The organism is Saccharopolyspora sp. MMCC62, from assembly GCF_057736575.1.
Genome location: NZ_JBYKCM010000002.1, coordinates 376,227 through 397,378 on the forward strand (window position 1 = coordinate 376,227; position 21,152 = coordinate 397,378).

The window sequence follows — 21,152 nt, forward strand, 5'->3', positions numbered from 1 at the left end:
CGCGTCGTGCTCGTTGTTGCTCACGCTGCCACCAGTACGTCGAGAGCGGACAGGAACATGCCGAGCCCGTCATCGGTGGGCCCGGTCAGCGGGTCGATCGCGTGCTCCGGGTGCGGCATCAGCCCGGCGACCCGGCCGCGCGCGTCGGTGATGCCCGCGATGCCGCGCAGCGAACCGTTCGGGTCGTCCTCCAGGTACCGGAACAGCACCCGGCCCTCGCCCTCCAGCTCGTCCAGCACGGCCTGGTCCGCCATGTAGGCGCCCTCACCGGACTTCAGCGGGATCAGCAGCTCGGCGCCCGCGTCGTAGCGCGACGTCCACGCGGAGGAGTTGTTCTCCACCTTCAGCCACTGGTCGCGGCACACGAAGTGCAGGCCCGAGTTGCGGGTCAGCGCACCCGGCAGCAGCCCGGCCTCGCACAGGATCTGGAAGCCGTTGCAGATGCCCAGCACCGGCATCCCCTGCCCGGCCGCGCGGATCACCTCGCCCATCACCGGGGCGAACTTCGCGATCGCGCCGCAGCGCAGGTAGTCCCCGTAGGAGAAGCCGCCCGGCACGACCACCGCGTCCACGCCGCGCAGGTCGGCGTCGGCGTGCCACAGCGGGACCGCCTCGGCACCCGCCTTGCGGACCGCGCGCTGCGCGTCGACGTCGTCGAGGGTGCCGGGGAAGGTGATGACGCCGATCTTCGGGCTCATGCCGGTACCGCCTCTCCGCGATTCACAGTGATGGTTGCGCCCGGCTGAACCTCGCGTTCCGCGGTTCCTCGTGACCGGCTTGCGTCACGTTCCCCTGAGGTGCGGTTACGCAGGACTGAAGTGGGCCCGACATCGCTCATGCTTCCACCCTGCGGACGACGAAGTTCTCGATCACGGGGTTGGCCAGCAGCGTTTCGGCGATCTGGGCGAGCGTGGCGTCGTCGACGTCGTCGGCGACCTCCAGCTCGAACCGCTTCCCTTGGCGGACTTCGGAGATGCCCTCGAAGCCGAGCCGGGGCAGCGCAGCGGCCACCGCCTGACCCTGCGGGTCGAGAATCTCCTGCTTGGGCATGACGTCGACGACGACTCGGGCCACGGGCGATGCTCCCGGATTCGTGCAGATCCTCCTGCCCCGTGCAGGACAGGGATGGATGTCCAGCAGTACCTGCAAAGGGTAACTGAGCTGCGGGTTCGCCCTCGCACACAGGTGCACCGGGAGCGCTGCAGGACACATCCCGGCACGCTCCGCGATCGACCCGCCCACCTTCCCCCGTCCGGGGGAAGGTGCTGCGAAATACGACATCACCCCTTCTGCGCAGAGCTACTCAGCCGAATTCAGCAGCATTGTCCAGAACGCTTTTCCGCGCTGTGTCCTCCGACACTTTCCGCCGATTTCACGGAACGTTCACGGGACTTCCGACGTCTTACTACCGGGAACACCGGAAAACAGGTTCCCGGCACCACCACACCGCCCCCTCGACGTCGAGAAACCCCAGCTCCCCGGCCGCAGATCCCGAACAGGCCGGGTGGAACCGCCACCGCAGGCGCGCGAAACCCCCTTCCGCGCGACGCGGGGCGGCGGGGATTCCGCCACCCCCCAGCGGAATCCCCGGAACGCTTCCCGCTGCGCCGCACACCCCCCGATCAGCGGCGCAGCGGGAAGCCCCGAACATTCCCATTAACCGCTATCGCACCGGTCTCACCCGAATGAGAAATCGAATCGCCGAACACCGTTTTCGGCGATCTCCCGGGGCGAACCGGACCGAACGCCCGGCCGCGCCGAAAACGACCTCCCGCGGCGCTCTGCGAAGCTGGAGGGCGCACAACCGTTGCGTCCTGGGAGGGCGAGCCGATGAAGATCACACACTTCGGACACGCATGCGTGCTGGTGGACACCGGGCAGGCGCGGCTGCTCATCGACCCCGGCGCGTTCTCCCCGGGGTTCGAGGAGCTGCGCGACCTCGACGCGGTGCTCATCACCCACCAGCACTTCGACCACCTCGACGCCGACCGGCTGCCCGGGCTGCTCGAAGCCAACCCCGGCGCGCGGCTCGTCGCCGACCCCTCCACCGCGGAGATCGTCGCGGGCCAGGGCTTCCAGGCCGAAGCGGCCCGGCCCGGCGACGCCTTCGAGCTCGGCGGGGCGGCGGTGCACGTCGTCGGCGGGCAGCACGCCGTCATCCACCCGGACATCCCGGTCATCGACAACGTCGGCCTCGTCGTCGACCACGGCGCCTTCTACCACCCGGGCGACTCGTTCCACGTGCCCGAACAGCGGATCGACGTGCTGGGCGTGCCCACCGGGGCGCCGTGGCTGAAGCTCTCCGAGGCCGTGGACTTCCTGCGCGCCGTCGCGCCGCGGGTCGCGGTGCCGATCCACGAGGCCGTGCTGGCCTCGCCCGCGATGCACTACCGGATGTTCGAGCAGCTCGGGCCGCAGGGCACCGACGTGGCCGTGCTGGAGCGGGAGGCGGCGCCCGCCGTGTAGGAGGTCGCCGCGGCGGCGGTCAGTCGTCGTCGAAGCGGTCGTCGTCGAAGCGGTCATCGCGGTCGAACCGGTCGTCGTCGAACCGGTCGTCGTCGAAGCGGTCATCGTCGAAGCGGTCGTCCCGGTCATCGTGCCGCTCGACCGCTCCCGGCGGCAGCGGTGCCGGGGCTCCGGCCCGCAGCCGCGCCTCGGCCTCGGCCTCCGCCCGGTCGTCCGCGTCGTCCCACGGCCCGTCGTCGAAGCGGTCGTCGCGGTCGTCCCGTTCCCAGCGGTCGTCGTCCCACGGCCCGTCGTCGTCCCACCTGGCGGGTGCTCCGGCGGCCGGGTTCTCCGGCACCGCGCCGGTGCCCGCGCCCGCGCCCGCGAGCGCGACGCCCGCGCCGCCGATCCCCAGCACTCCCACGATGGCCGCGGTGGCCAGCACCGCCCTGCTCGGCTTCCTGATCCGCATGTTCCTCGTCCTCTCCGTCGCGTTCTCCCGGACGAGATCGAGCTTCGCGGTCGCGGATGAGCCCACCCTGAGCCCGAGGTGAAAGCCCCTTCACCTGACCGCGGCCGACCGGCGCGGGCGGGCCGGTCACCCGCGATCGCTCAGCTGGAGAGCGGGTCGAGGTTGCGCATCGCGGTGGGCAGCGGGGTGCGCTGCCGCGGAACCGCGGCACCCGCGAACGCGGCGTAGGTCGCCGGTTCGGCACCGTGGTGCAGCGCCAGGTCGACCGCGTCCAGCACCGCCTGCCGCGAACCGGAGCGCGCCAGGTCGGCGGCGTCCACCGCGAGCCGCACCGGTCTGCCGCGGCGGGCCGTCCGGCCCACGCCCAGCACCAGCGCCCGGCACCACCAGTGCTCCACGCGGGCGCCCGGGCCCAGCGCGTGCACCCGCGCGCGGTGCACCCGTCCGGTGCGCAGCTCGTGCACGCCCAGCGCATCCGCGCACACCGCGAAGTCCCGCTCGCGCAGCGCCGTCACCGTGCCCGGCGAGGACAGCCAGCGCGGCGGCACGAACAGCTCGGCGCGCAGTCCCAGCCGGTCCAGCGCGGCGGCCGCGGCGCGCAGCCGCAACCCGGCCTCGTGCGCGGGGAGCGCGGCGAACTCGGCGCCGCGGACCACGGCCGCCGGACCGGACGACGCCACCCGCGGCAGCAGCCGCTGCGCGTGCGGGGCGTGGTCGAAGCCGTGCAGCGCCACCGCGTCCCCGAGCCCGCGGCGCTCCCGCACCCAGCTCACCGCGGGCCGGTCCGGCAGCGGCGGCGCGGAGCCGTTCGGTCGCGGTGCGACCAGCAGCGTCAGCGGGACGCGGCGCAGATCCAGCTCGGCGGCGAACCAGGCGCAGTGCTCCAGCGCCCGATCTCCGAGCCCCGACAGGGAGACGACCAGCGGAAAGCCCACGGCAGACCATTGGGCCGCACCCGGGTGTCCCGGCCCTGACCGGCGGGTGACCGAACGGCGCAGATCGGGCGAACGCCGCGCCCGCGCGCGCCGGGGACCGGGCGGTCGGTGATCAGGCCGCCGAGACGCCGGGCGATCAGCAGACCCGGCGGTCCAGCAGCCCGGCGGTCGACCGAGCGACCCCGCGGTCGAGCCAGCCGCGCGGCCGAGCCGGTCGAACAGCCGAGCCGGTCGAACAACCCAGGGGTCGAGCCGGCCGAACAACCGAGCCGGACGAGCCGCCGGACGGTCAGGCGGGGGTCGGCCAGTCCGCGAGGTCGCGCCCGGTGATGCGCTCGTACGCCTCCACGTAGCGGTCGCGGGTCGCGGCCACCACCTCGTCCGGCAGCGAGGGCGGCGGCGCGTCGGCGGCCCGGTCCCAGCCGGACTCCGGCGAGGTCAGCCAGTTCCGCACGTACTGCTTGTCGAAGGACGGCTGCACCCGGCCCGCCTCGTAGCCGTCGGCGGGCCAGAACCGGGAGGAGTCGGGGGTGAGCACCTCGTCACCCAGCACGATGCCGTCCGCGCCGAGGCCGAACTCGAACTTGGTGTCGGCGAGGATCACGCCGCGGCTCTCCGCGTGCTCGGCGGCCCGCGCGTACACCCGCAGCGTCAGCTCGCGGAGCTGCTCGGCGCGCTCCCGGCCCACGTCGGCGGCGACGGCGTCGAAGCTGACGTTCTCGTCGTGCGCGCCGAGCTCGGCCTTCGTGGCCGGGGTGAAGATCGGTTCCGGCAGCCGGGAGGCCTCGGTCAGCCCGGCCGGCAGCGCGACGCCGCACACCGCGCCGGTCGCCCGGTAGTCGATCAGCCCGGATCCGGTGAGGTAGCCGCGGGCCACGCACTCCACCGGCAGCATCTCCAGCCTGCGCACCAGCAGCGCGCGGCCGCGCACCTCGGCGGGGATGCGCGGGTCGTCGTGCGCGACGACGTGGTTCGGCACCAGCTCGGCGAGCAGGTCGAACCAGAACACGCTCATCGCCGTCAGCACCCGGCCCTTGTCCGGGATGGGGGTGTCGAGCACGTGGTCGTAGGCCGAGATCCGGTCCGACGCGACCATCAGCAGGTGCTCGTCGTCCACGGCGTGCAGCTGGCGAACCTTGCCCGCGGCGATCAGCGGGTATGCCGAGAGTGCGACCACGCGGGGATTCTCCCCCACGCCCGTCACCACCCGACCGGGCGACCCTCGGTAGAACCCAGGTGAATGGCCCATTCGCCTTGCGCGGATGGTCGGGTGGGCCATTCACCTGGAGGGGATCAGAGGATGGGGGACGGGGTGTAGCGGGCCGCTTCGGGGTGGCGGGCGACGACCTCGTCGACCGCGGCGACGATGGCCTCGACCTGGGCGGATGCCGCGCCGGTGAAGGACAGCCGGTCGGCGAGGAGGTCCTCCAGCGCCGCCTTGTCCAGCGGCAGCCGCTCGTCGGCGGCGAGCCGGTCCAGCAGGTCGTTGCGCTCGATGCCCTGCTCCCGCATGGCCAGCGCGACGGCGACCGCGTTCTCCTTGATCGCCTCGTGCGCGGTCTCCCGGCCGACGCCGGCGCGCACCGCCGCCATCAGCACCTTCGTCGTCGCCAGGAACGGCAGGTAGCGGTCCAGCTCGCGGGCCACCACGGCCGGGTAGGCGCCGAACTCGTCGAGCACCGTCAGGAACGTCTCCAGCAGCCCGTCGAACGCGAAGAACGCGTCCGGCAGCGCGATGCGGCGCACCACCGAGCAGGACACGTCGCCCTCGTTCCACTGGTCCCCGGCCAGCTCCCCGCCCATCGACACGTAGCCGCGCAGCAGCACGGACAGGCCGTTGACGCGCTCGCAGGAACGGGTGTTCATCTTGTGCGGCATGGCGCTGGAGCCGACCTGGCCGGGCTGGAAGCCCTCGGTGACCAGCTCGTGGCCCGCCATCAGCCGGATCGTCTTCGCCACCGAGGACGGCGCCGCGGCCAGCTGGGACAGCGCGGTGAGCACCTCGAAGTCGAGCGACCGCGGGTAGACCTGGCCGACGCTGGTGAGCACCTTCCCGAACCCGAGGTGCTCGGCGATGCGGCCTTCGAGGTCGGCGAGCTTCCCGGCGTCGCCGAGCAGGTCCAGCATGTCCTGCGAGGTGCCGACCGGACCCTTGATGCCGCGCAGCGGGTAGCGGGCCAGCAGCTCCTCGACGCGGCCGAACGCGACGAGCAGTTCGTCGGCGGCCGTCGCGAAGCGCTTGCCGAGGGTGGTGGCCTGCGCCGCCACGTTGTGCGACCGGCCCGCCAGCACCAGCTCGCCGTGCTCGGCGGCGAGTCGCGCCAGCCGGGCCAGCACGGCGACCACGCGGTCGCGCACGTGCTCCAGGCTGCGGCGGACCTGCAGCTGCTCCACGTTCTCGGTGAGGTCGCGGGAGGTCATGCCCTTGTGCACGTGCTCGTGCCCGGCGAGGGCGTTGAACTCCTCGATGCGGGCCTTCACGTCGTGCCGGGTCTGGCGCTCGCGCTCGGCGATGGAGTCCAGGTCGACCTGGTCGACGACCCGCTCGTAGTCGGCGACCGCGCCCGCGGGCACGTCGACGCCGAGGTCGGCCTGGGCGCGCAGCACGGCCAGCCACAGCTGCCGTTCCAGCACGATCTTGTGCTGCGGGGACCACAGCTCGACCAGCTCCGGCGAGGCGTAGCGGTGGGCGAGCACGTTCGGGAGGTGGGGCTTGACCGTCACGGCTGACCAGGATACTTCCCGGCCGCGGACCCCAGGACCGGGCAGTGGGCGGCGCGGAAATTCGGTCGAGGCGGCGAGCCGTCGCGAGCTAGGTTCGGCTCGTCATGACTCCTGATCCGCGCGGCCCGCTGCGCCTGCTGTGGTCGCTGCTGCGCGACCGTCCCGCGCTGGTGGCCGCGGCACCCGTCACCGGTTCGCTGTGGCTGCTGCCGACCGCGGTGCTGCCGCTGGTCATCGGGCGCGCGCTGGACGCGGGCGTGGCCGCCCGGGACGGGTCGGCGCTGCTGCGGTGGGTGCTGGTGGTGCTGGTGCTCGGGATCGTGCAGGCGTTGGGCGCGGCGGCGCTGAGCTGGACCTCGCACACCCTGTGGCTGCACGGCGCGAGCTCCGCCGAGAAGGTCGTGCTGCACCACGTGGCGGGCCTCGGCGGCGCGCTCACCAGGCGCGTCCGCACCGGCGAGGTGGTGTCCGCAGGCTCCGCCGACATCTACCAGGTGGGGCAGGCGTTCGAGGTGTCCGCCCGGCTCAGCGGGGCGGTCGTCGCGTTCCTCGCCGCCGCGGGCGCGCTGCTGACGATCTCGCCGCTGATGGCGGCGGTGGCGCTGGTCGGGGTACCGCTGGCGACGCTGGGCATCGGGCCGCTGCTGGGCCCGCTGCGGCGCCGCGAGGAGGCGCAGCGGGAGAACCTGACCGGGCTGAACACGCTCGCCGCGGACATCGTGTCCGGGCTGCGCGTGCTGCGCGGCATCGGCGGCGAGTCCCGGTTCCACGACCGGTTCGTCGCGGCCAACCGCCGCGTCCAGGACTCCGGGGTCGCCGCCGGGCGGATCACCGCGTGGCTGGCCGGGGCGGAAGTGCTGCTGCCCGGGCTGGTGACGGTGCTGGTCACCTGGCTGGGCGCGCGGATGGCGCTGGCCGGGACGATCAGCGCCGGTGAGCTCGTCGCGTTCTACGGGGTGTCCAGCTTCCTGGTCATCCCGGTGCGCACCGCGACCGAGGCCGCGAGCACCTTCGCCTCGGCCGTCGTGGCCGCCGACCGCGCCTGCGCGCTGCTGCGGCTGCGACCGGAACCCGCCGACCCGGACGTGCCGCGGACGCTGCCCGCCGGGCCGCTCGCGCTCGCCGACGAGCGCACCGGGGCCCGCGCCGACGCGGGCGAGCTCACCGCCGTCGACGCCGCCGGGCACGGCGAAGCGCTCGCCGAACGCCTCGCCCGGCACGTCGACGACGGGCCGGTGCTGGCCGGAGGCGTGCCGCTCGCGGAGGTCGCGGTCGCCGAGCTGCGGGAGCGGATCGTGCTCGCGCACAACCAGGACCTGCTGTTCGCCGGGCCGGTCCGCGCCGGGATCGACCTGGGCTCGCCGGTGCCGGTGGAGGCCGCGCTGCACGCCGCCGACGCCGCGGACGTGCTCGCCGCGCTGCCCGCGGACGGCGAGCTCACCGAGCAGGGCCGCGCGCTCTCCGGCGGCCAGCGCCAGCGGCTGCTGCTGGCACGGGCGCTGTGCAGCGACGCCGACGTGCTGGTGCTGGACGAACCGACCTCCGCGGTGGACGCGCACACCGAGGCGCGCATCGTGCGCCGCGTCCGCGACCTGCGGAAAGGACGCACCACGATCGTGCTCACGCAGAGCCCGCTGTGGCACGCGGTCGCCGACCGGGTGGTGCACGTGACGGAGGACCGCGCATGACGCTGCCCCTGGCCGAGCGGACCGAGGTGCTGCGGTGGCTGCGGCGCACCGCCACCGCCCACCGGAAGCGGTTCGCGCTGCTCGTGCTGCTGTTCGCGCTGTCCACCGCGGTCGGCCTGATCGGCCCGCAGCTGCTGGGCCACCTGGTCGACGCGGTGGTCGCCGGAGCACCGGTGCGGCAGGTCGACCTGCTGGCGGCCGGGTTCCTCGCGGTGCTGGTGGTGCACGCGCTGCTGGCCCGCGCGGCCCGGCTGCGCGCCGCCGTGTTCGGCGAAGCCGTCCTCGCCGAGGCCAGGGAGCGGGTGGTGGGCCGCGCCCTGCGGCTGCCGCTGAGCACCGTGGAGGAAGCGGGCACCGGGGACCTGCTCAGCCGCGCCACCTCCGACGTGGACCGGCTCGACTCCACCGTCCGCGACGCGGCACCCGAGCTGACCGGGGCGGCGCTGGCGCTCGTGTTCACCGCGGCCGCGATGGTCGCCACCGCACCGCTGCTCGCCTGCGGCCTGCTGGTGGCGGTCCCGCTGCTGGTGGCGGTGAGCCGCTGGTACTTCCCGCGCGCCCGGCGGACGCTGACCAGGCTGCTCGCGGACTGGGCCGGGGTGCAGTCCGGCATCCACGAGACCGTGCGGGGCGCGCGCACCATCGACTCGCTGCGGCTCGCCGCGCGGCGCCGCGAGCACAACGACCGGGTGCTCGCGCAGGCCGTCGCCGACGAGCAGCGGCACCGCGGGCTGCTGTCGGTGTTCCTGCCCGCGCTGGAGCTGTCCTACGTGCTGCCGCTCGCGGCGATCCTGCTCATCGGCGGCTGGAGCTACCACGCGGGGCTGGCGGAGCTGGGCACGGTGACGACGGTGGTGCTGTACGCGGCGGCGCTGGCCGAACCGCTGGCCGAGCTGTTCTCGTGGCTGGAGGAACTCCAGCTGGGGGACGCGGCGCTGCGGCGGATCCTCGGGGTGCCGGGGAGCGGGGCGGGGGAGTCCGATCGACCGGAGCCCGAGCGTTCTGAGCACGAGCGTTCCGAGCCCCATCGCCCGGAGCCCCGCCGCGCTGAGCCCGATCGCCCAGAACTCGATCACGCTGCGCCCGAACGCCCAGAGCCGGAACGCGCCGAACCCGATCGCGCTGAATCCGATCGCGCTGCGATCAGGGACGCCGCGCTCGGCGACACCGCACCCGGCGACACCGGACCCGAGCGCACCGAGCGCCGCCCCGCGGCCGACCGCGGCACGCCCGAGCCGGCCGGTCCCGGCGCGCACGACCTGGTGCTGCGCGACGTCCGGTTCTCCTACCGCGCGGGCCGCGAGGTCCTGCACGGCGTCGACCTGCGCGTTCCCGCCGGGGAGCGGCTCGTCGTGGTCGGTCCGTCCGGGGCGGGCAAGTCCACGCTGGGGCGGCTCATCGCGGGCGTCAGCGCACCCGACTCCGGTTCGGTCGCCTTCGGCGACGTGGAGATCACCGCGCTGCCGCCCGCCCGCGTCCGCCGGGAGGTCCTGCTGCTCACCCAGGAGCAGCACGTGTTCACCGCGAGCCTGCGGGACAACCTGTCGCTGCCCGAAGCGCGGGAGTGGACCGACCGCGAACTCCACGACGCGCTGGCCGTGGTCGGCGCCGCCGAGTGGGCCGCGCGGCTGCCGGGCGGGCTGGACGCGGTGGTCGGCTCCGGCGGCGCAGCGGTGCCCGCCGCGGTCGCGCAGCAGCTCGCGCTGGCCCGGGTGGTGCTCGCCGACCCGCACACCCTGGTGCTCGACGAGGCGACCTCGCTGCTGGACGGGGACGGTTCGCGGGAGCTGGAGCGCTCGCTGTCCCGGTTGCTGGCCGGGCGCACCGTCATCGCCATCGCGCACCGGCTGCACACCGCGCGCACCGCGGACCGGGTGGCGGTGGTGGACGGCGGGCGGATCGTGGAGCTCGGCGCGCACCGCGAGCTGCTCGCCGCGGGCGGTTCCTACGCCGCGCTGCACCGCGCCGCCGCGGGCGAGAGCTGACCGCCCGTCTCTCGGGCTCCCCGCCGCGGGGTCGGGCGGGTGGCAACCTCGGCAGCCCACTGCGGAATTCGTTCGCGCCGGTGGGGCAGATCGCGGTCCGCGCGGCGAACCGCGGAGAACCCGCTGGGGTCTGCGGGCGCGGTCGGCGACTCGGGGACTGCACCGCCCGGCGGGGAGCGGACGCGCCGCGCGTGATCACGGACGGCGGTGCGCGCCCCCGTGGGAACCGCGCCGGAGCACCCGATGCTGCCGGGCCAGGTCTCGGTGGGCACCTCCTCGCGCGGGAACCGCCGGACCTCGTACTCCCGAATTTCTGGTACGGTCGTGCAGGAATCGGGAGGTAGTGATGGCTTGGATCGTGCTGATGATCTCCGGCGTGCTCGAGGCGGGCTGGGCGATCTCGCTGAAGCTCTCCGACGGCTTCAGCAAGCTGTGGCCCAGCGTGTCGTTCCTGGTGCTGGCCGCCGTCAGCTTCAGCGGCCTCGCCTGGGCGATGCGCACGCTGCCCGCCGGGCCCGCCTACGCGGTGTGGACCGGCATCGGCGCCGCGCTCACCGCGGTGATCGGCATGCTGTGGCTCGGCGACGCCGTGTCCGTGCTCAAGATCGTGTCGCTGGTGCTCATCGTCGCCGGGGTGATCGGGCTCAACCTCGCCGGATCGCACTGACTCCTAGGATCGGGCGTCATGACAGCGGCCACCCCCAAGGGCGAACGCCGCCGCCACGCACTCGTCGAGGCGGCGGTGGCACTGCTCGCCGAAGGCGGGCTCGAAGCGGTGCGGCACCGAGCCGTGGCGGACCGCGCGGGGCTGCCGCTCGCGTCCACCACCTACTACTTCACCTCGTTGGACGACCTCGTCGCCGCGGCCGTGGAGCACGAAGGCCGCACCGAGATCGCCGCGGGCCGCGCCCGGCTCGACGAGCTCGCCGACGAGCGGCGCACCGTCGAGGACGTCGTGGAGCTCCTGCTCGACCTGCTGCTCGGCGTCGATTCGCGGGACGGCGGGACCGAACCGGTGCTGCTGCGCTACGAGCGGCTCGTCGGCTCACCGCGGCGGCCCTACCTGGCACCGCTGATGCGGGAGCTGACCGGCGAGCTGAAGGACCTGCTCGACGAGATCCTCGCCCGCAGCGGCATGCCCGTCGACCGCGAACAGCTGGACGAGCTCATCGCCCTCGTCGACGGGACCGTGGTGAACGCCCTCATCGAGAGCGGACCCGATCCGCGCAGCGCGGCCCGCCGGACCCTCCGCCGCAGGCTCGGCTGACGTCCCGCGCGGTGCCCGCTCCCGCCACGAGCCGGCGGGAGGGTCCCGCGCGAGCGGTCAGAAGCGGGGCGCCAGGTCCGCCGCGATGCCGTCCAGGCGATCGGCGAAGGGAGCCGTCGGCGCACCCATCGGCTCGCTGAGCACCGTCAGCGTGCGGCCGCTGCGCGTCGGCACCTCCACCACCTCGGTGTGCGGGGCACGGCCTTCCGCGGCGGCGGGCCGCGCGCCGGACGGGCTCAGCAGCAACGCCACCTTCCCGGACACCGCGCCCTCCCGGACCGGGACCGCGGCGGTCCGCGACCCGATCGGGCAGGAGCCGTCGGCGCTCGTCGGCTGCGTGCTCCGCGCCTCCGGGAGCTGCTCGGTCAGCGCCGCGGCCAACGCCGAATCCGGGGTACCGCACGCGGCACCCGCCTTCGGATCGCCCAGGGTGATCGGGCCGGATCGCGGCGTGGCGGGTTCCTGCGGTAGCGCCATCGGCGCCTGCGTCGGCGCTGCCGGGGCCTGCGCCACCGGTTCGCCCGGGCTGCCGAAGAACCCGGTCCCCGCACCGATCCCGCCGACCAGCACGGCCGCCGCGACCAGCGAGCCACCGGCGAGCGCGGTGCGGCGGCGCGCCGTCACCCGGCGGGACCCGCGCAGCACGTCCTGCTCGTCGAACGACGCATCGGGAGCGTCGCGGGCCGCGTTCCGGAAAAGCTGTTCCAGCTCGGTCTCGTTCACTTGCCGCACCTCCTCACGACGTCGAGCGAAGATCGTCGAGTTGGCCGCCCAAGGCCTCCCGCAGCGCCTCCAGCCCACGGGCCGACTGGCTCTTCACGGTGCCTTCGCTGCACTTCATCACCTCGGCGACCCCGGCGACGTCGAGCCCCTCCAGGAATCGCAGCACCAGCACGGCCCGCTGCTTCGGCGGAACCTCGCGCAGACCGGCGACCAGTGTCTGCCTGGTCGCGATGCCGTCTTCGACCGAACCGCCCGCGGGCCGGTCCGGGAGCACGTCGGTGAACTTCTCCCGGCGCCACGGACGCCGCGACTCGTCGATCACCGCACGGCTGAGCGTGCGGCGGACGTACGCGTCCAGCGCGCCCTTGTCCCGCACCTTGCGCCAATGCCGGTGCAAGGAGATGAACGCGGTCTGGGCCAGGTCGTCCGCGCGGTGCCAATCGCCGCACATCATGTACGCCATCCGACGAACCGCCTCCCGCCGAGCCGCGAAATACTCCGCGAACTCCTGCTCCTCGCGCTGGTCCACGCGGACTCTCCGCTCGTCCGTGCTTGCACTGCTGGGACGGTGCGCCCGGCACCTGTGGTTGCACGCCGCCGCGAAAAACGAACGACGCGCGTGCAGAACTGTAGTGAAGCCGGACCACGTGGCCGAGCCGCCACCGGTGGTGTCCGGGGCCGCGCAGGTCAGCAGTGCGAGCACGCTCGGCGACCACCCGGATGCGCGGCGGCACGGCCGCGGGCGGGGCAACCGGTATCCCCCGACCAGTTGCCTCCACCCCCCGCCGATGTGGTGTGATCGGTTCGTGACCAAAACGGCCTCCATCGACCTCCGTTCCGACACGGTCACGCGCCCCGACAAGCGGATGGCCGCGGCGATGGCCGAAGCCGAAGTCGGCGACGACGTGCTCGACCACGACCCCACGATGCGCGCGCTGGAGGAACGGGCCGCCCAGCTGCTCGGCACCGCCGCCGCGCTGTGGGTGCCCAGCGGCACGATGGGCAACCTGATCGCGCTGTCGGTGCACCTGCGCCGCGGCGACCGGTTCCTCGCGCCGCGGGGCGCGCACGTGCTGCACCACGAACTGGGTTCCGCCGCGTGGCTCGCCGGAGGCATGCCGGAACCGCTGGAGTGGGACGCCGGTCCGGGGCGCCCCACCGCCGACGCGGTACGTGCGCACGCAAGCGGCGACCGGCACTACGACGCGCTGCACACCACGCTGCTGTGCCTGGAGAACACGCACAACGCGGCGGGCGGCGCGGTCATCCCGCCGCACGAGCACGCCCAGCTCGCCGCCGCCGCCCGCGACCGCGGGCTGCACGTGCACCTGGACGGGGCGCGGATCTGGAACGCCGCCACCGCGCTCGGGCTGCCGCCCGCCGCGCTGACCGTCGGGGTCGACACGGTGCAGGCCTGCCTGAGCAAGGGGCTCGGCGCGCCCGTCGGCTCGGTGGTGGCGGGCACCAGCGACTTCGTCGCCGAAGCGCGGCGGGTGCGCAAGATGCTCGGCGGCGGCGTCCGGCAGGGCGGGGTGCTCGCGGCGGCCGGGCTCGTCGCGCTGGACCGGGTCGCGGCGCTGGAGAAGGACCACCGGCACGCGACGCTGCTCGCCGACGGGCTCACCGAGCTCGGCTGGGACATCACGGACCCGCAGACCAACATCGTGCTGGCCGCGGTGCCGGACGTGCGGCTCACCCTGGACTGGTTGCGGGAGATCGGGGTGCTCGCGGTGCCGATGGACGGGAACGTGCGGTTCGTGACGCACCGGGACGTGGGCGAGCGGGACATCAAGGAGGTGCTGCGGCGCATCTCGCGCAGCAGCAAGGCCGACCGGCCCGCGGGCATCCCGCAGGCCGGCTGAGCACCGGGATCAGGCGCCGGAGCTCGCCAGGCGGCGCCTGCGGTGCGCGGCCATCCGCACCGGTGCGTTGAGCTCGCCGCGGCCGCGGTAGCCGCCGACCCGCTGCACCACCTCGAAGAACACCCGCGATCCCGGGACCGCCACCGAGAAGTGCAGGTACTCGCCGCGCGCATCCCGGTCGTAGAGCACCGAATGCTCCCGCAGCCGCGCCGCGAGCCCCGCGTCGAGCTCCAGCCGGGCGTCCAGGTCGTCGTAGTAGTTGTCCGGGATCGCCACCACCGGCGCGCCCAGCTCCCGCACCGCCCGCGCCGCGGCGAACACGTCGTCGGTGCTCAGCGCCACGTGCTGCGGATTCGGCACGGCGGGCGCCCAGGAGCCGCGGCGCAGCACCGCCGAGTCCAGCGCCAGCCGCACCGTGCCGCCCGGGTCCAGCACCAGCCTGCTGCGGACCAGCCCGAACGGGGCGGCGAACTCCACCGGCGGCTCCGGGGCCAGGCCGAGCACCGAGCGGTAGAACAGGATCGCCTCGTCGAAGTGGTCGAACGGCTGGGTCATCGCGACGTGGTCGATGCCGGTGATGCCCGCGGCCGGCGGCTCGCCGCTCCCTGGTGCCTCGCCGCTCCCTGGATCCTCGCCGCTCCCGGGCGCGAAGTCGCTCTCGGGCGCGAAGTCGCCGAGCCAGCCCGCGTCCCGGTCCGCGCCGGTGCGGCAGAAGAACAGCGCGGTGCCGTCCGGAGCGGCCACCGAGGACAGGTCGGCCTCGTCCGGCCGGGCGGTGCGCGGCAGCACCGGTGCGAGCAGCCCTTCGGCGCGGCGGGTCGCGGCGAGCGGATCGGCGCTGTGCACGCCGAGCGCGGCGAGCGCCCCGCCACCGCGGTGCTCCGGCCGGTCCGGTTCGGTGTTCACCAGGATGCGCGCGGCGCCCTGCTCCCACAGCCGCACCGGTTTGGAGCGGTGCCGCCCGGCCCGGCGGAAGCCGAGCGCGGCCAGCGTCGCGCCCAGCCGCTCGCCGGCCTCCGGGTCGGCGCCGAGCTCGACGAACGCGGGTCCGGCCAGCTCGGCCGGTGCGGGCAGGCTGCGCCCGGCGACGACGGGTCCGGCGGGGACGGCCGCTTCCTCCAGCGCCAGCAGCGAGCGCATCGCGTCCACCGCGGCCGGGCCCGGATCGGCCTGCCGGAACACGTCGTTGAACACCTCCAGCGACAGCGGCCCCGCGTACCCGGCGGCGAGCACGGTGCCGAGGAAGCCGGCGAGGTCGAACTCGCCCTGGCCGGGGAACAGCCGGTGGTGCCTGCTCCACTGCAACAGGTCCATGTTCATCCGCGGCGCGTCGGCGAGCTGCAGGAAGAACAGCTTCTCGGCGGGGATGGTGCGGATGGTGGTGAGGTCGCTGCCCCGGGACAGGATGTGGAAGCTGTCCAGGCACACGCCCAGCGCCGGGTGGTCGGCGCGGCGCACGATCCGCCACGCCCGCTCGTAGGTGTGCACGAACCGGCCCCAGGCCAGCGCCTCGTAGCAGATCCGGATGCCGCGCCCGGCCGCGAGCTCGGCGAGTTCGTGCAGCTGCTCGGCGGCCAGGTCGTCGTCGTCCACGGCCTCCGCGGACACCGAGGAGCACACCAGCGCGGTGTCCGCGCCGAGCCGCGCCATCAGGTCGAACTTGTGCTCGGCGCGGCGCAGGTTGGCGCGCAGCACGTCCCGCGGGACCGCTTCGAAGTCGCGGAACGGCTGGTAGAGGTCGATGCCCAGGCCGAGGTCCGCGCACTGCGCGCGGATCCGCTCCGGGGTGGCGGCGGAGGCGATCAGGTCGTTCTCGAAGATCTCCACCCCGTCGAAGCCCGCGGCGGCCGCGGCGGTGAGCTTGTCCTCCAGCGAGCCGGACAGGCAGACCGTGGCGATGGAGCGGGCGCGTTCAGCGGGCGGCGTGCACACGGGGGCCTCCGGGTTCGGTCACGAGCGTCTCGAAGTGGCGCAGCATCCGTTCCGCGTCGGGTTCCCGCCCGGTGAACAGGCGGAACGCGTCGGCGGCCTGGAACACCGCCATGCCGCCGCCGTCGAGGACGCGGCAGCCGCGGTCGCGGGCGGTGCGGACGAGTTCGGTGTGCAGCGGCCGGTACACCACGTCGGCGACCCACAGCCCGGGGTGCAGCGCGTCGGCGGGCACCGGCAGCCCGGGGTGTGCGGCCATCCCGACGGGCGTGGCGTGCACCAGGCCGTCGGCGCCGGTGAGCGCGGCGGCCGGGTCGAAGTCGCCGGAGGTCGCGCGGTCGGGGCCGAACCGGCGGCGCAGCGCGGCGGCGAGCTCCGCGGCCCGCCCCGCGTCCAGGTCGAGCACGTGCAGCTCGCCGGTGCCGAGGGTGAGCAGCCCGTGCGCGACGGCGGCGCCCGCCCCGCCCGCGCCGAGCAGCACGACCCGGTCCACCGGCACGTCCGGCAGCCCGCGGCCGAAGCTGCGGGCGAACCCGGACCAGTCGGTGTTGTGCCCGATGGCGCCCTTCGGGGTGAACACGACGGTGTTCACCGCACCGAGCGCGGCGGCGTCCGGGGACAGCTCGTCGAGGTGCTCCAGGACCAGCTGCTTCGCCGGGTGGGTGATGTTGAGCCCGGTGAACCCGGTGAGCCGGGCGGCGCGCAGCACGTCGCCGACGGCGGTGGCGGGCGGCCCGATCCGGTCCAGGTCGAGCCGCCGGTAGAGGCAGCGCAGCCCGAGCTCGGCGGCTTCGCGTTCGTGCAGCGCCGGGCTGAGCGACGGGCCGATGCCCGCGCCGACCAACCCGGTGAGGTACCCGACGTCGCTGATGGCGGCCTCCCCCGGTGCCGCGGGCCGCAGCCCGCGCAACAATGAACGAACCAGCTAGTACACAGTAGCCCGGCAGTGGACCGCGGCCAAGGACCGCGACCGCGGACGGCCGCCGAGGACCTCGGACCGGACCGGGACCGGCCGGATTAGGCTGGGAGCTGATCGACCGGGCCGGACCGGCCGCCGACCAGCCGGAACCCCGGCCGGCACCCACGAGACGAGGGAGCCCCCGTGGTGGCACCACCGCCCCCCGCCGGTGACCGGCAGGCGGACGAACCGCGCCAGCGCGACGCCGAGCGCACCCGCGCGGAACTGCTCGACGTGGCGCTCGCCGAGTTCGCCGACAAGGGCTACGCCGGAGCGCGGGTCGACGAGATCGCCGCCCGCACCAGCACCACCAAGCGGATGATCTACTACTACTTCGGCGGCAAGGAGCAGCTCTACATCGCCGCCCTGGAGCGCGCCTACGCCGCGATCCGCGGCGTGGAGCAGGGCCTGGACGTCGCCGACCTCGACCCGGTGGCCGCGATCCGGCGGGTCGCCGAATCCACCTTCGACCACCACGAATCGCACCCGGCGTTCATCCGGCTGGTCTCCATCGAGAACATCGACCACGGCAGGCACCTGGCGAAGTCCGCGGAGCTGCCCGGCCTGGGCACGCCCGCGCTGGAGGTGCTCACCGGAATCCTGGAGCGCGGCCGCGGAGCGGGGCTGTTCCGGGCCGACGTCGACGCGCTGGACGTGCACCTGGCGATCAGCTCGTTCTGCGTGTTCCGCACCGCCAACCGGCACACCTTCCAGGCGATCTTCGGCCGGGACATGCTGGCCGCCGACCGCCGCGAGCACTACCGCCGAATGGTCGGCGACCTGGTGGTCAGCTACCTGACCGCAGCCCCCTAGGCGGGTCGAGCCGAGTCCTGATCGGACCTTGACACCGGTGTGCCGCCACCGCACAGTTACGGACTAACCAGGTGGTACATCACCGCTTCTCGCTGTTCCGCGCAACGGAGCCAGGACCGTCAGGAGCTACTCGGTGACCGAGACCCGCACGCCCGCGACGCCGGGCGAACACCGCAAAGCCGCGTGGGCGGCGTGGATCGGCAGCGCGCTGGAGTACTACGACTTCTTCATCTACGGCACCGCCGCGGCGCTGGTGTTCAACAAGATCTTCTTCCCGGCGTCCTCGCCCGCCACCGGCACGCTGCTCGCGCTGGCCTCGTTCGGCGTCGGCTACCTGGCGCGGCCCGTCGGCGCGTTCGTGCTCGGCCACGTCGGCGACCGGTTCGGGCGCAAGCGGGTGCTGGTGCTCACGGTGCTGCTGATGGGGTTGGCCACGGTCGGCGTCGGCTGCCTGCCCACCTACGAGCAGATCGGCGTCGCCGCACCGATCACGCTGGTCGCGCTGCGGCTGCTGCAGGGCTTCTCGGCCGCCGGGGAGCAGTCCGGCGCCAGCTCCATGACCCTCGAGCACGCGCCGGAGCACCGCCGCGGCTACTTCACCAGCTTCACCCTCAGCGGCACCCAGGCCGGGCAGATCCTCGCCACCGCCGTCTTCCTGCCGATCGCCGCGATGCCGCAGGAACAGCTGCTCGCCTGGGGCTGGCGGGTGCCGTTCTGGCTCAGCGGGATCGTCGTCATCGTCGCCCTCGTCATCCGGCGCACCCTCGATGAAACCCCCGTGTTCCAGCGGGAATCCGCCAAGGACGACCGCGAGCCGCCGATCGCCGCGCTGTTCCGCGAGCACTGGGCCGACGTGCTGCGCGTGGTGGTGGCGTCCACCGTCGCCGCCGTGAGCACCATCTTCACCGTGCACGCCCTCAGCTACGCGGTGAACACCGTCGGGCTGGACCGCACCCCGATGCTGTGGGTGGGAGTGCTGGCGAACGTGGTCGCGCTGGCGGCGATCCCGCTGTGCGCGCTGCTGTCCGACCGGATCGGGCGGCGGCCCGTGTTCATCGGCGGGACCGCGGCCTGCGCGGTGCTCATGTTCGGGTACCTGTGGTCGATCTCCACCGGCCGGTACTCGCTGATCTTCCTGACCGGCATCCTGCTGTTCGGCATCGCCTACAGCGCCCCGAACGGGGTGTGGCCCGCGTTCTACGCGGAGATGTTCCCGCCGAAGGTGCGGCTGTCCGGGATGGCCGTCGGCACCCAGATCGGGTTCGCCGTCGCCGGGTTCTCGCCCAGCATCGCCGAAGCCATCGGGCCCGGGCGGGACGGCTGGTTCGCGGTCTCCGCGTTCATCGCCGCGCTCTGCGCCTGCAACATCGTCGCGGTGCTCACCGCGCGGGAAACGCACCGCGTGCCCACCGACGAGCTCGGCAGGCGCGACGGTCGGGCGCCGGACCCGATCGCGGCCGGCTGACCGCGGCGGGGCCCGGCCCCGCGGCTCACCTGGAGCCGAGCCGCTTCGTCTCGCCGAGCTTCTTCCGGTCCGACGCGTAGCCGATCAGCGCGGTCGCGACGAACAGCACGCCACCGACCACGGCCAGCCAGAACAGCCCCTTCAGCACGACCCCCACGACGCCCACCACCAGCCAGAGCAGCAGCAGACCGCCGATCACCTTCCACACCATCAGGACCACCCCGTTCAGCAGGACTCCACCCCAGCTTGCCAGAACGGCGGGCGCCGCAACCCCGCTCCAGCAGCGGAATCCGGGAGAACTCCGGGACCACCCCGAGGCCGGAGAGGTCACCGGCGCGGCCGGGTGGCGTCGCGGACCACGGCGCCCAGCACCCGGCGGCGCTCGGCGGAATCGTCGGCGTCCGCTCCGCCGAGCACGAGCGCGACCGTCGACGGGACGGCCAGCCACCAGGCCGCCAGCGCGCGGGCGACGTAGAGCAGGTGACCGGGGGCCAGGTCGTCGCGCAGCTCGCCGGCCCGCTGCGCGCGGACGACGGCGGCCACGTCGTCGGCGTAGTGCGCCGCCCGCTCCGCGGCGGCCGCGCGGCGCGGGCCGACCGGATCGGGTCGAGCAGCACCAGCGGGCTGAGCGGATCGGGTCGGGCGGCACCGCGGGTCGGGCGGCGGATCGGGTGCGGGCGGGGCGGGCCGCCCGCTCCGGTCGGATCAGCGCAGCCAGGTGGCGAGGCGGGCGACGGCCTCCGCGATGTCCTCGGTCGCGCCCGCGTACGACAGGCGCACGAACCGGCCGCCGAGCTCCGGGTCGAAGTCCGCGCCCGGCACCACCGCCACGCCGGTCTCCTCCAGCAACCGGTGGCACCAGGCCGAGGAGTCGTCGGTGAGCTCGCCGATGTCGGCGTACGCGTAGAACGCGCCGTCGGCGGGCGCGACCCGCTGGATGCCGAGTTCCGCGAGCCCGGTCAGCAGCAGCTCCCGGTTCGTCTCGTACCGGCGGACGTGCTCGCCGACCTCCGCGTACACGTCCGCGCCGAACGCGGCGACCGCGCCGTGCTGCGACATCGCGGGCGGGCACAGGGTGAAGTTGCCGGTCAGCGAGTCCACCGCGCGCCGCAGCCGCGGCGGCACCAGCATCCAGCCGAGCCGCCAGCCCGTCATGCACCACAGCTTCGAGAACGAGTTCACCACGATCGCCTCGTCCGAGAACTCGCGCGCCGAGCGCAGCCGCTCGCCGTACTCGATGCCGTGGTAGATCTCGTCGCTGATCAGCTGCACGCCCCGCCGGTCGCACCAGGACGCCAGCTCCGCCAGCTCGTCCGCGCCGAGCACGGTGCCCGTCGGGTTCGCCGGGGACGCCACGATCAGGCCGCGCACCGGCTCGTCCAGCTCCTCCAGCATCGCGACCGTCGGCTGGAACCGGGTGCTCGCGTCGCACGGCAGCTCCACCACCTCGCAGCCCAGCGCGGACAGGATGTTCCGGTAGGCCGGGTAGCCGGGCCGCGCCAGCGCCACCCGGTCACCCGGGTCGAAGGCGCTGAGGAACGCCAGCAGGAACGCGCCGGACGCGCCGGTCGTCACCACCACCTCCGCCGGATCGGCGGGCAGCCCGTAGGTGCGGGCGCCGTGCCCGGCGATGGCCTCCCGCAGCTGCGGCAGGCCGAGCTGCTCGGTGTAGCCCATCGGATGCCGCCGCACCGCCTCGGCCGCCGCCTCCCGGACCGCGGCGGGCGCCGGGCTCGACGGCTGGCCCGCGGCGAGCGACACCACGTCCCCGCGCACCCGCTGGCGGGCGTTGGCGGCGGAGAGCACTTCCATGACCTGGAACGGCGGCACGTTCGCCCGCTGGGCGACGGACAGGGCGCTGGGCTCGAGCATGCCCACACCCTGTC

At 74.3% G+C, this 21,152-nt stretch carries 20 protein-coding genes and 1 pseudogene; 8 read left to right on the forward strand and 13 right to left on the reverse strand.

Annotation, left to right across the window (positions count from 1 at the left end; all coding sequences use genetic code 11):
- Window positions 1–20: 20 nt before the first annotated feature.
- A complete protein-coding gene (gene purQ / locus AC29IT_RS05945; RefSeq protein WP_358443844.1) occupies window positions 21–698 on the reverse strand; it encodes a phosphoribosylformylglycinamidine synthase subunit PurQ in 678 nt (225 codons plus the stop codon).
- Between the two features lie 136 nt (window positions 699–834).
- Entirely contained in the window at window positions 835–1,074 is a 240-nt protein-coding gene (gene purS / locus AC29IT_RS05950) for a phosphoribosylformylglycinamidine synthase subunit PurS (protein WP_488218080.1), read from the reverse strand.
- 756 nt (window positions 1,075–1,830) lie between these two features.
- Here purS and AC29IT_RS05955 point away from each other — a divergent pair.
- Window positions 1,831–2,466: an MBL fold metallo-hydrolase gene (locus AC29IT_RS05955; RefSeq protein WP_488218081.1), complete on the forward strand. Its 636-nt coding sequence runs from the start codon at window positions 1,831–1,833 to the stop codon at window positions 2,464–2,466.
- Between the two features lie 19 nt (window positions 2,467–2,485).
- Here the strand turns inward: AC29IT_RS05955 and AC29IT_RS05960 are convergent, their stop codons facing one another.
- The 4 genes from AC29IT_RS05960 to purB all read right to left on the reverse strand — a co-directional run bounded on the left by AC29IT_RS05960 (window position 2,486) and on the right by purB (window position 6,576).
- Complete coding sequence (locus AC29IT_RS05960; protein WP_488218082.1) at window positions 2,486–2,917, reverse strand: ATPase; 432 nt, start codon at window positions 2,915–2,917, stop codon at window positions 2,486–2,488.
- A gap of 140 nt (window positions 2,918–3,057) precedes the next feature.
- Window positions 3,058–3,852 carry a DUF2334 domain-containing protein gene (locus AC29IT_RS05965; RefSeq protein ID WP_358443855.1) on the reverse strand — a complete coding sequence of 265 codons (795 nt, stop codon included), beginning with the start codon at window positions 3,850–3,852 and terminating at the stop codon, window positions 3,058–3,060.
- 289 nt (window positions 3,853–4,141) lie between these two features.
- Complete coding sequence (locus tag AC29IT_RS05970; RefSeq protein WP_358443861.1) at window positions 4,142–5,029, reverse strand: phosphoribosylaminoimidazolesuccinocarboxamide synthase; 888 nt, start codon at window positions 5,027–5,029, stop codon at window positions 4,142–4,144.
- A 116-nt stretch (window positions 5,030–5,145) separates the two neighbouring features.
- Complete coding sequence (gene purB, locus AC29IT_RS05975; protein WP_488218083.1) at window positions 5,146–6,576, reverse strand: adenylosuccinate lyase; 1,431 nt, start codon at window positions 6,574–6,576, stop codon at window positions 5,146–5,148.
- Window positions 6,577–6,680: 104 nt separating this feature from the next.
- On the opposite strand from purB, the gene AC29IT_RS05980 reads away from it, so the two are divergent.
- The 4 genes from AC29IT_RS05980 to AC29IT_RS05995 all read left to right on the forward strand — a co-directional run bounded on the left by AC29IT_RS05980 (window position 6,681) and on the right by AC29IT_RS05995 (window position 11,516).
- Window positions 6,681–8,264 (forward strand): ABC transporter transmembrane domain-containing protein, encoded by a 1,584-nt coding sequence (locus tag AC29IT_RS05980; RefSeq protein WP_488218084.1) that lies wholly within the window; start codon window positions 6,681–6,683, stop codon window positions 8,262–8,264.
- Window positions 8,261–10,249 (forward strand): ABC transporter ATP-binding protein, encoded by a 1,989-nt coding sequence (locus AC29IT_RS05985; protein WP_488218085.1) that lies wholly within the window; start codon window positions 8,261–8,263, stop codon window positions 10,247–10,249. The genes AC29IT_RS05980 and AC29IT_RS05985 overlap by 4 nt, the downstream gene beginning before the upstream one ends.
- Window positions 10,250–10,595: 346 nt before the next feature.
- The gene (locus AC29IT_RS05990) at window positions 10,596–10,916 is read left to right on the forward strand and encodes a DMT family transporter (RefSeq protein ID WP_358443873.1); all 321 of its coding nucleotides are present in this window, start codon (window positions 10,596–10,598) and stop codon (window positions 10,914–10,916) included.
- Window positions 10,917–10,934: 18 nt separating this feature from the next.
- A complete protein-coding gene (locus AC29IT_RS05995; protein WP_358443875.1) occupies window positions 10,935–11,516 on the forward strand; it encodes a TetR/AcrR family transcriptional regulator in 582 nt (193 codons plus the stop codon).
- Window positions 11,517–11,573: 57 nt separating this feature from the next.
- Here AC29IT_RS05995 and AC29IT_RS06000 read toward each other — a convergent pair whose 3' ends face one another.
- Window positions 11,574–12,239, reverse strand: coding sequence for a hypothetical protein (locus AC29IT_RS06000; protein ID WP_488218086.1), 666 nt, complete (start codon window positions 12,237–12,239; stop codon window positions 11,574–11,576).
- 13 nt (window positions 12,240–12,252) lie between these two features.
- Window positions 12,253–12,768 (reverse strand): SigE family RNA polymerase sigma factor, encoded by a 516-nt coding sequence (locus AC29IT_RS06005; RefSeq protein ID WP_358443881.1) that lies wholly within the window; start codon window positions 12,766–12,768, stop codon window positions 12,253–12,255.
- 277 nt (window positions 12,769–13,045) lie between these two features.
- Here AC29IT_RS06005 and AC29IT_RS06010 point away from each other — a divergent pair, with 277 nt between their 5' ends.
- Window positions 13,046–14,101, forward strand: a complete 1,056-nt coding sequence (locus AC29IT_RS06010; RefSeq protein ID WP_358443884.1) for a threonine aldolase family protein — start codon at window positions 13,046–13,048, stop codon at window positions 14,099–14,101.
- 9 nt (window positions 14,102–14,110) lie between these two features.
- Here the strand turns inward: AC29IT_RS06010 and AC29IT_RS06015 are convergent, their stop codons facing one another.
- Together AC29IT_RS06015 and AC29IT_RS06020 are read right to left on the reverse strand one after the other, a co-directional pair.
- The gene (locus tag AC29IT_RS06015) at window positions 14,111–16,033 is read right to left on the reverse strand and encodes a bifunctional sugar phosphate isomerase/epimerase/4-hydroxyphenylpyruvate dioxygenase family protein (RefSeq protein WP_488218087.1); all 1,923 of its coding nucleotides are present in this window, start codon (window positions 16,031–16,033) and stop codon (window positions 14,111–14,113) included.
- The gene (locus tag AC29IT_RS06020) at window positions 16,014–16,940 is read right to left on the reverse strand and encodes a shikimate dehydrogenase (protein ID WP_488218088.1); all 927 of its coding nucleotides are present in this window, start codon (window positions 16,938–16,940) and stop codon (window positions 16,014–16,016) included. The genes AC29IT_RS06015 and AC29IT_RS06020 overlap by 20 nt, the downstream gene beginning before the upstream one ends.
- Before the next feature lie 195 nt (window positions 16,941–17,135).
- On the opposite strand from AC29IT_RS06020, the gene AC29IT_RS06025 reads away from it, so the two are divergent.
- Entirely contained in the window at window positions 17,136–17,801 is a 666-nt protein-coding gene (locus AC29IT_RS06025) for a TetR/AcrR family transcriptional regulator (RefSeq protein WP_488218089.1), read from the forward strand.
- Between the two features lie 133 nt (window positions 17,802–17,934).
- On the forward strand, window positions 17,935–19,266 hold the full coding sequence (locus tag AC29IT_RS06030; RefSeq protein ID WP_358437524.1) for an MFS transporter: 1,332 nt from the start codon (window positions 17,935–17,937) through the stop codon (window positions 19,264–19,266).
- A gap of 25 nt (window positions 19,267–19,291) precedes the next feature.
- Here AC29IT_RS06030 and AC29IT_RS06035 read toward each other — a convergent pair whose 3' ends face one another.
- The 3 genes and pseudogenes from AC29IT_RS06035 to AC29IT_RS06045 all read right to left on the reverse strand — a co-directional run bounded on the left by AC29IT_RS06035 (window position 19,292) and on the right by AC29IT_RS06045 (window position 21,138).
- Window positions 19,292–19,477, reverse strand: a complete 186-nt coding sequence (locus AC29IT_RS06035) for a hypothetical protein (RefSeq protein ID WP_358437521.1) — start codon at window positions 19,475–19,477, stop codon at window positions 19,292–19,294.
- Between the two features lie 116 nt (window positions 19,478–19,593).
- A pseudogene (locus AC29IT_RS06040) lies at window positions 19,594–19,833 on the reverse strand (hypothetical protein); the annotation flags it as partial.
- Between the two features lie 138 nt (window positions 19,834–19,971).
- On the reverse strand, window positions 19,972–21,138 hold the full coding sequence (locus tag AC29IT_RS06045; RefSeq protein ID WP_488218090.1) for a pyridoxal phosphate-dependent aminotransferase: 1,167 nt from the start codon (window positions 21,136–21,138) through the stop codon (window positions 19,972–19,974).
- Window positions 21,139–21,152 lie beyond the last annotated feature (14 nt).

Bases quoted from the DNA above. Each gene is read 5' to 3' on its own strand.
- purQ (WP_358443844.1), bottom strand. From the start codon at position 698: ATGAGCCCGAAGATCGGCGTCATCACCTTCCCCGGCACCCTCGACGAC.
- AC29IT_RS05990 (WP_358443873.1), top strand. From the start codon at position 10,596: ATGGCTTGGATCGTGCTGATGATCTCCGGCGTGCTCGAGGCGGGCTGG.
- AC29IT_RS05955 (WP_488218081.1), top strand. From the start codon at position 1,831: ATGAAGATCACACACTTCGGACACGCATGCGTGCTGGTGGACACCGGG.
- AC29IT_RS05980 (WP_488218084.1), top strand. From the start codon at position 6,681: ATGACTCCTGATCCGCGCGGCCCGCTGCGCCTGCTGTGGTCGCTGCTG.
- AC29IT_RS06045 (WP_488218090.1), bottom strand. From the start codon at position 21,138: ATGCTCGAGCCCAGCGCCCTGTCCGTCGCCCAGCGGGCGAACGTGCCG.
- AC29IT_RS05985 (WP_488218085.1), top strand. From the start codon at position 8,261: ATGACGCTGCCCCTGGCCGAGCGGACCGAGGTGCTGCGGTGGCTGCGG.
- AC29IT_RS06035 (WP_358437521.1), bottom strand. From the start codon at position 19,477: ATGGTGTGGAAGGTGATCGGCGGTCTGCTGCTGCTCTGGCTGGTGGTG.
- AC29IT_RS05960 (WP_488218082.1), bottom strand. From the start codon at position 2,917: ATGCGGATCAGGAAGCCGAGCAGGGCGGTGCTGGCCACCGCGGCCATC.
- AC29IT_RS05995 (WP_358443875.1), top strand. From the start codon at position 10,935: ATGACAGCGGCCACCCCCAAGGGCGAACGCCGCCGCCACGCACTCGTC.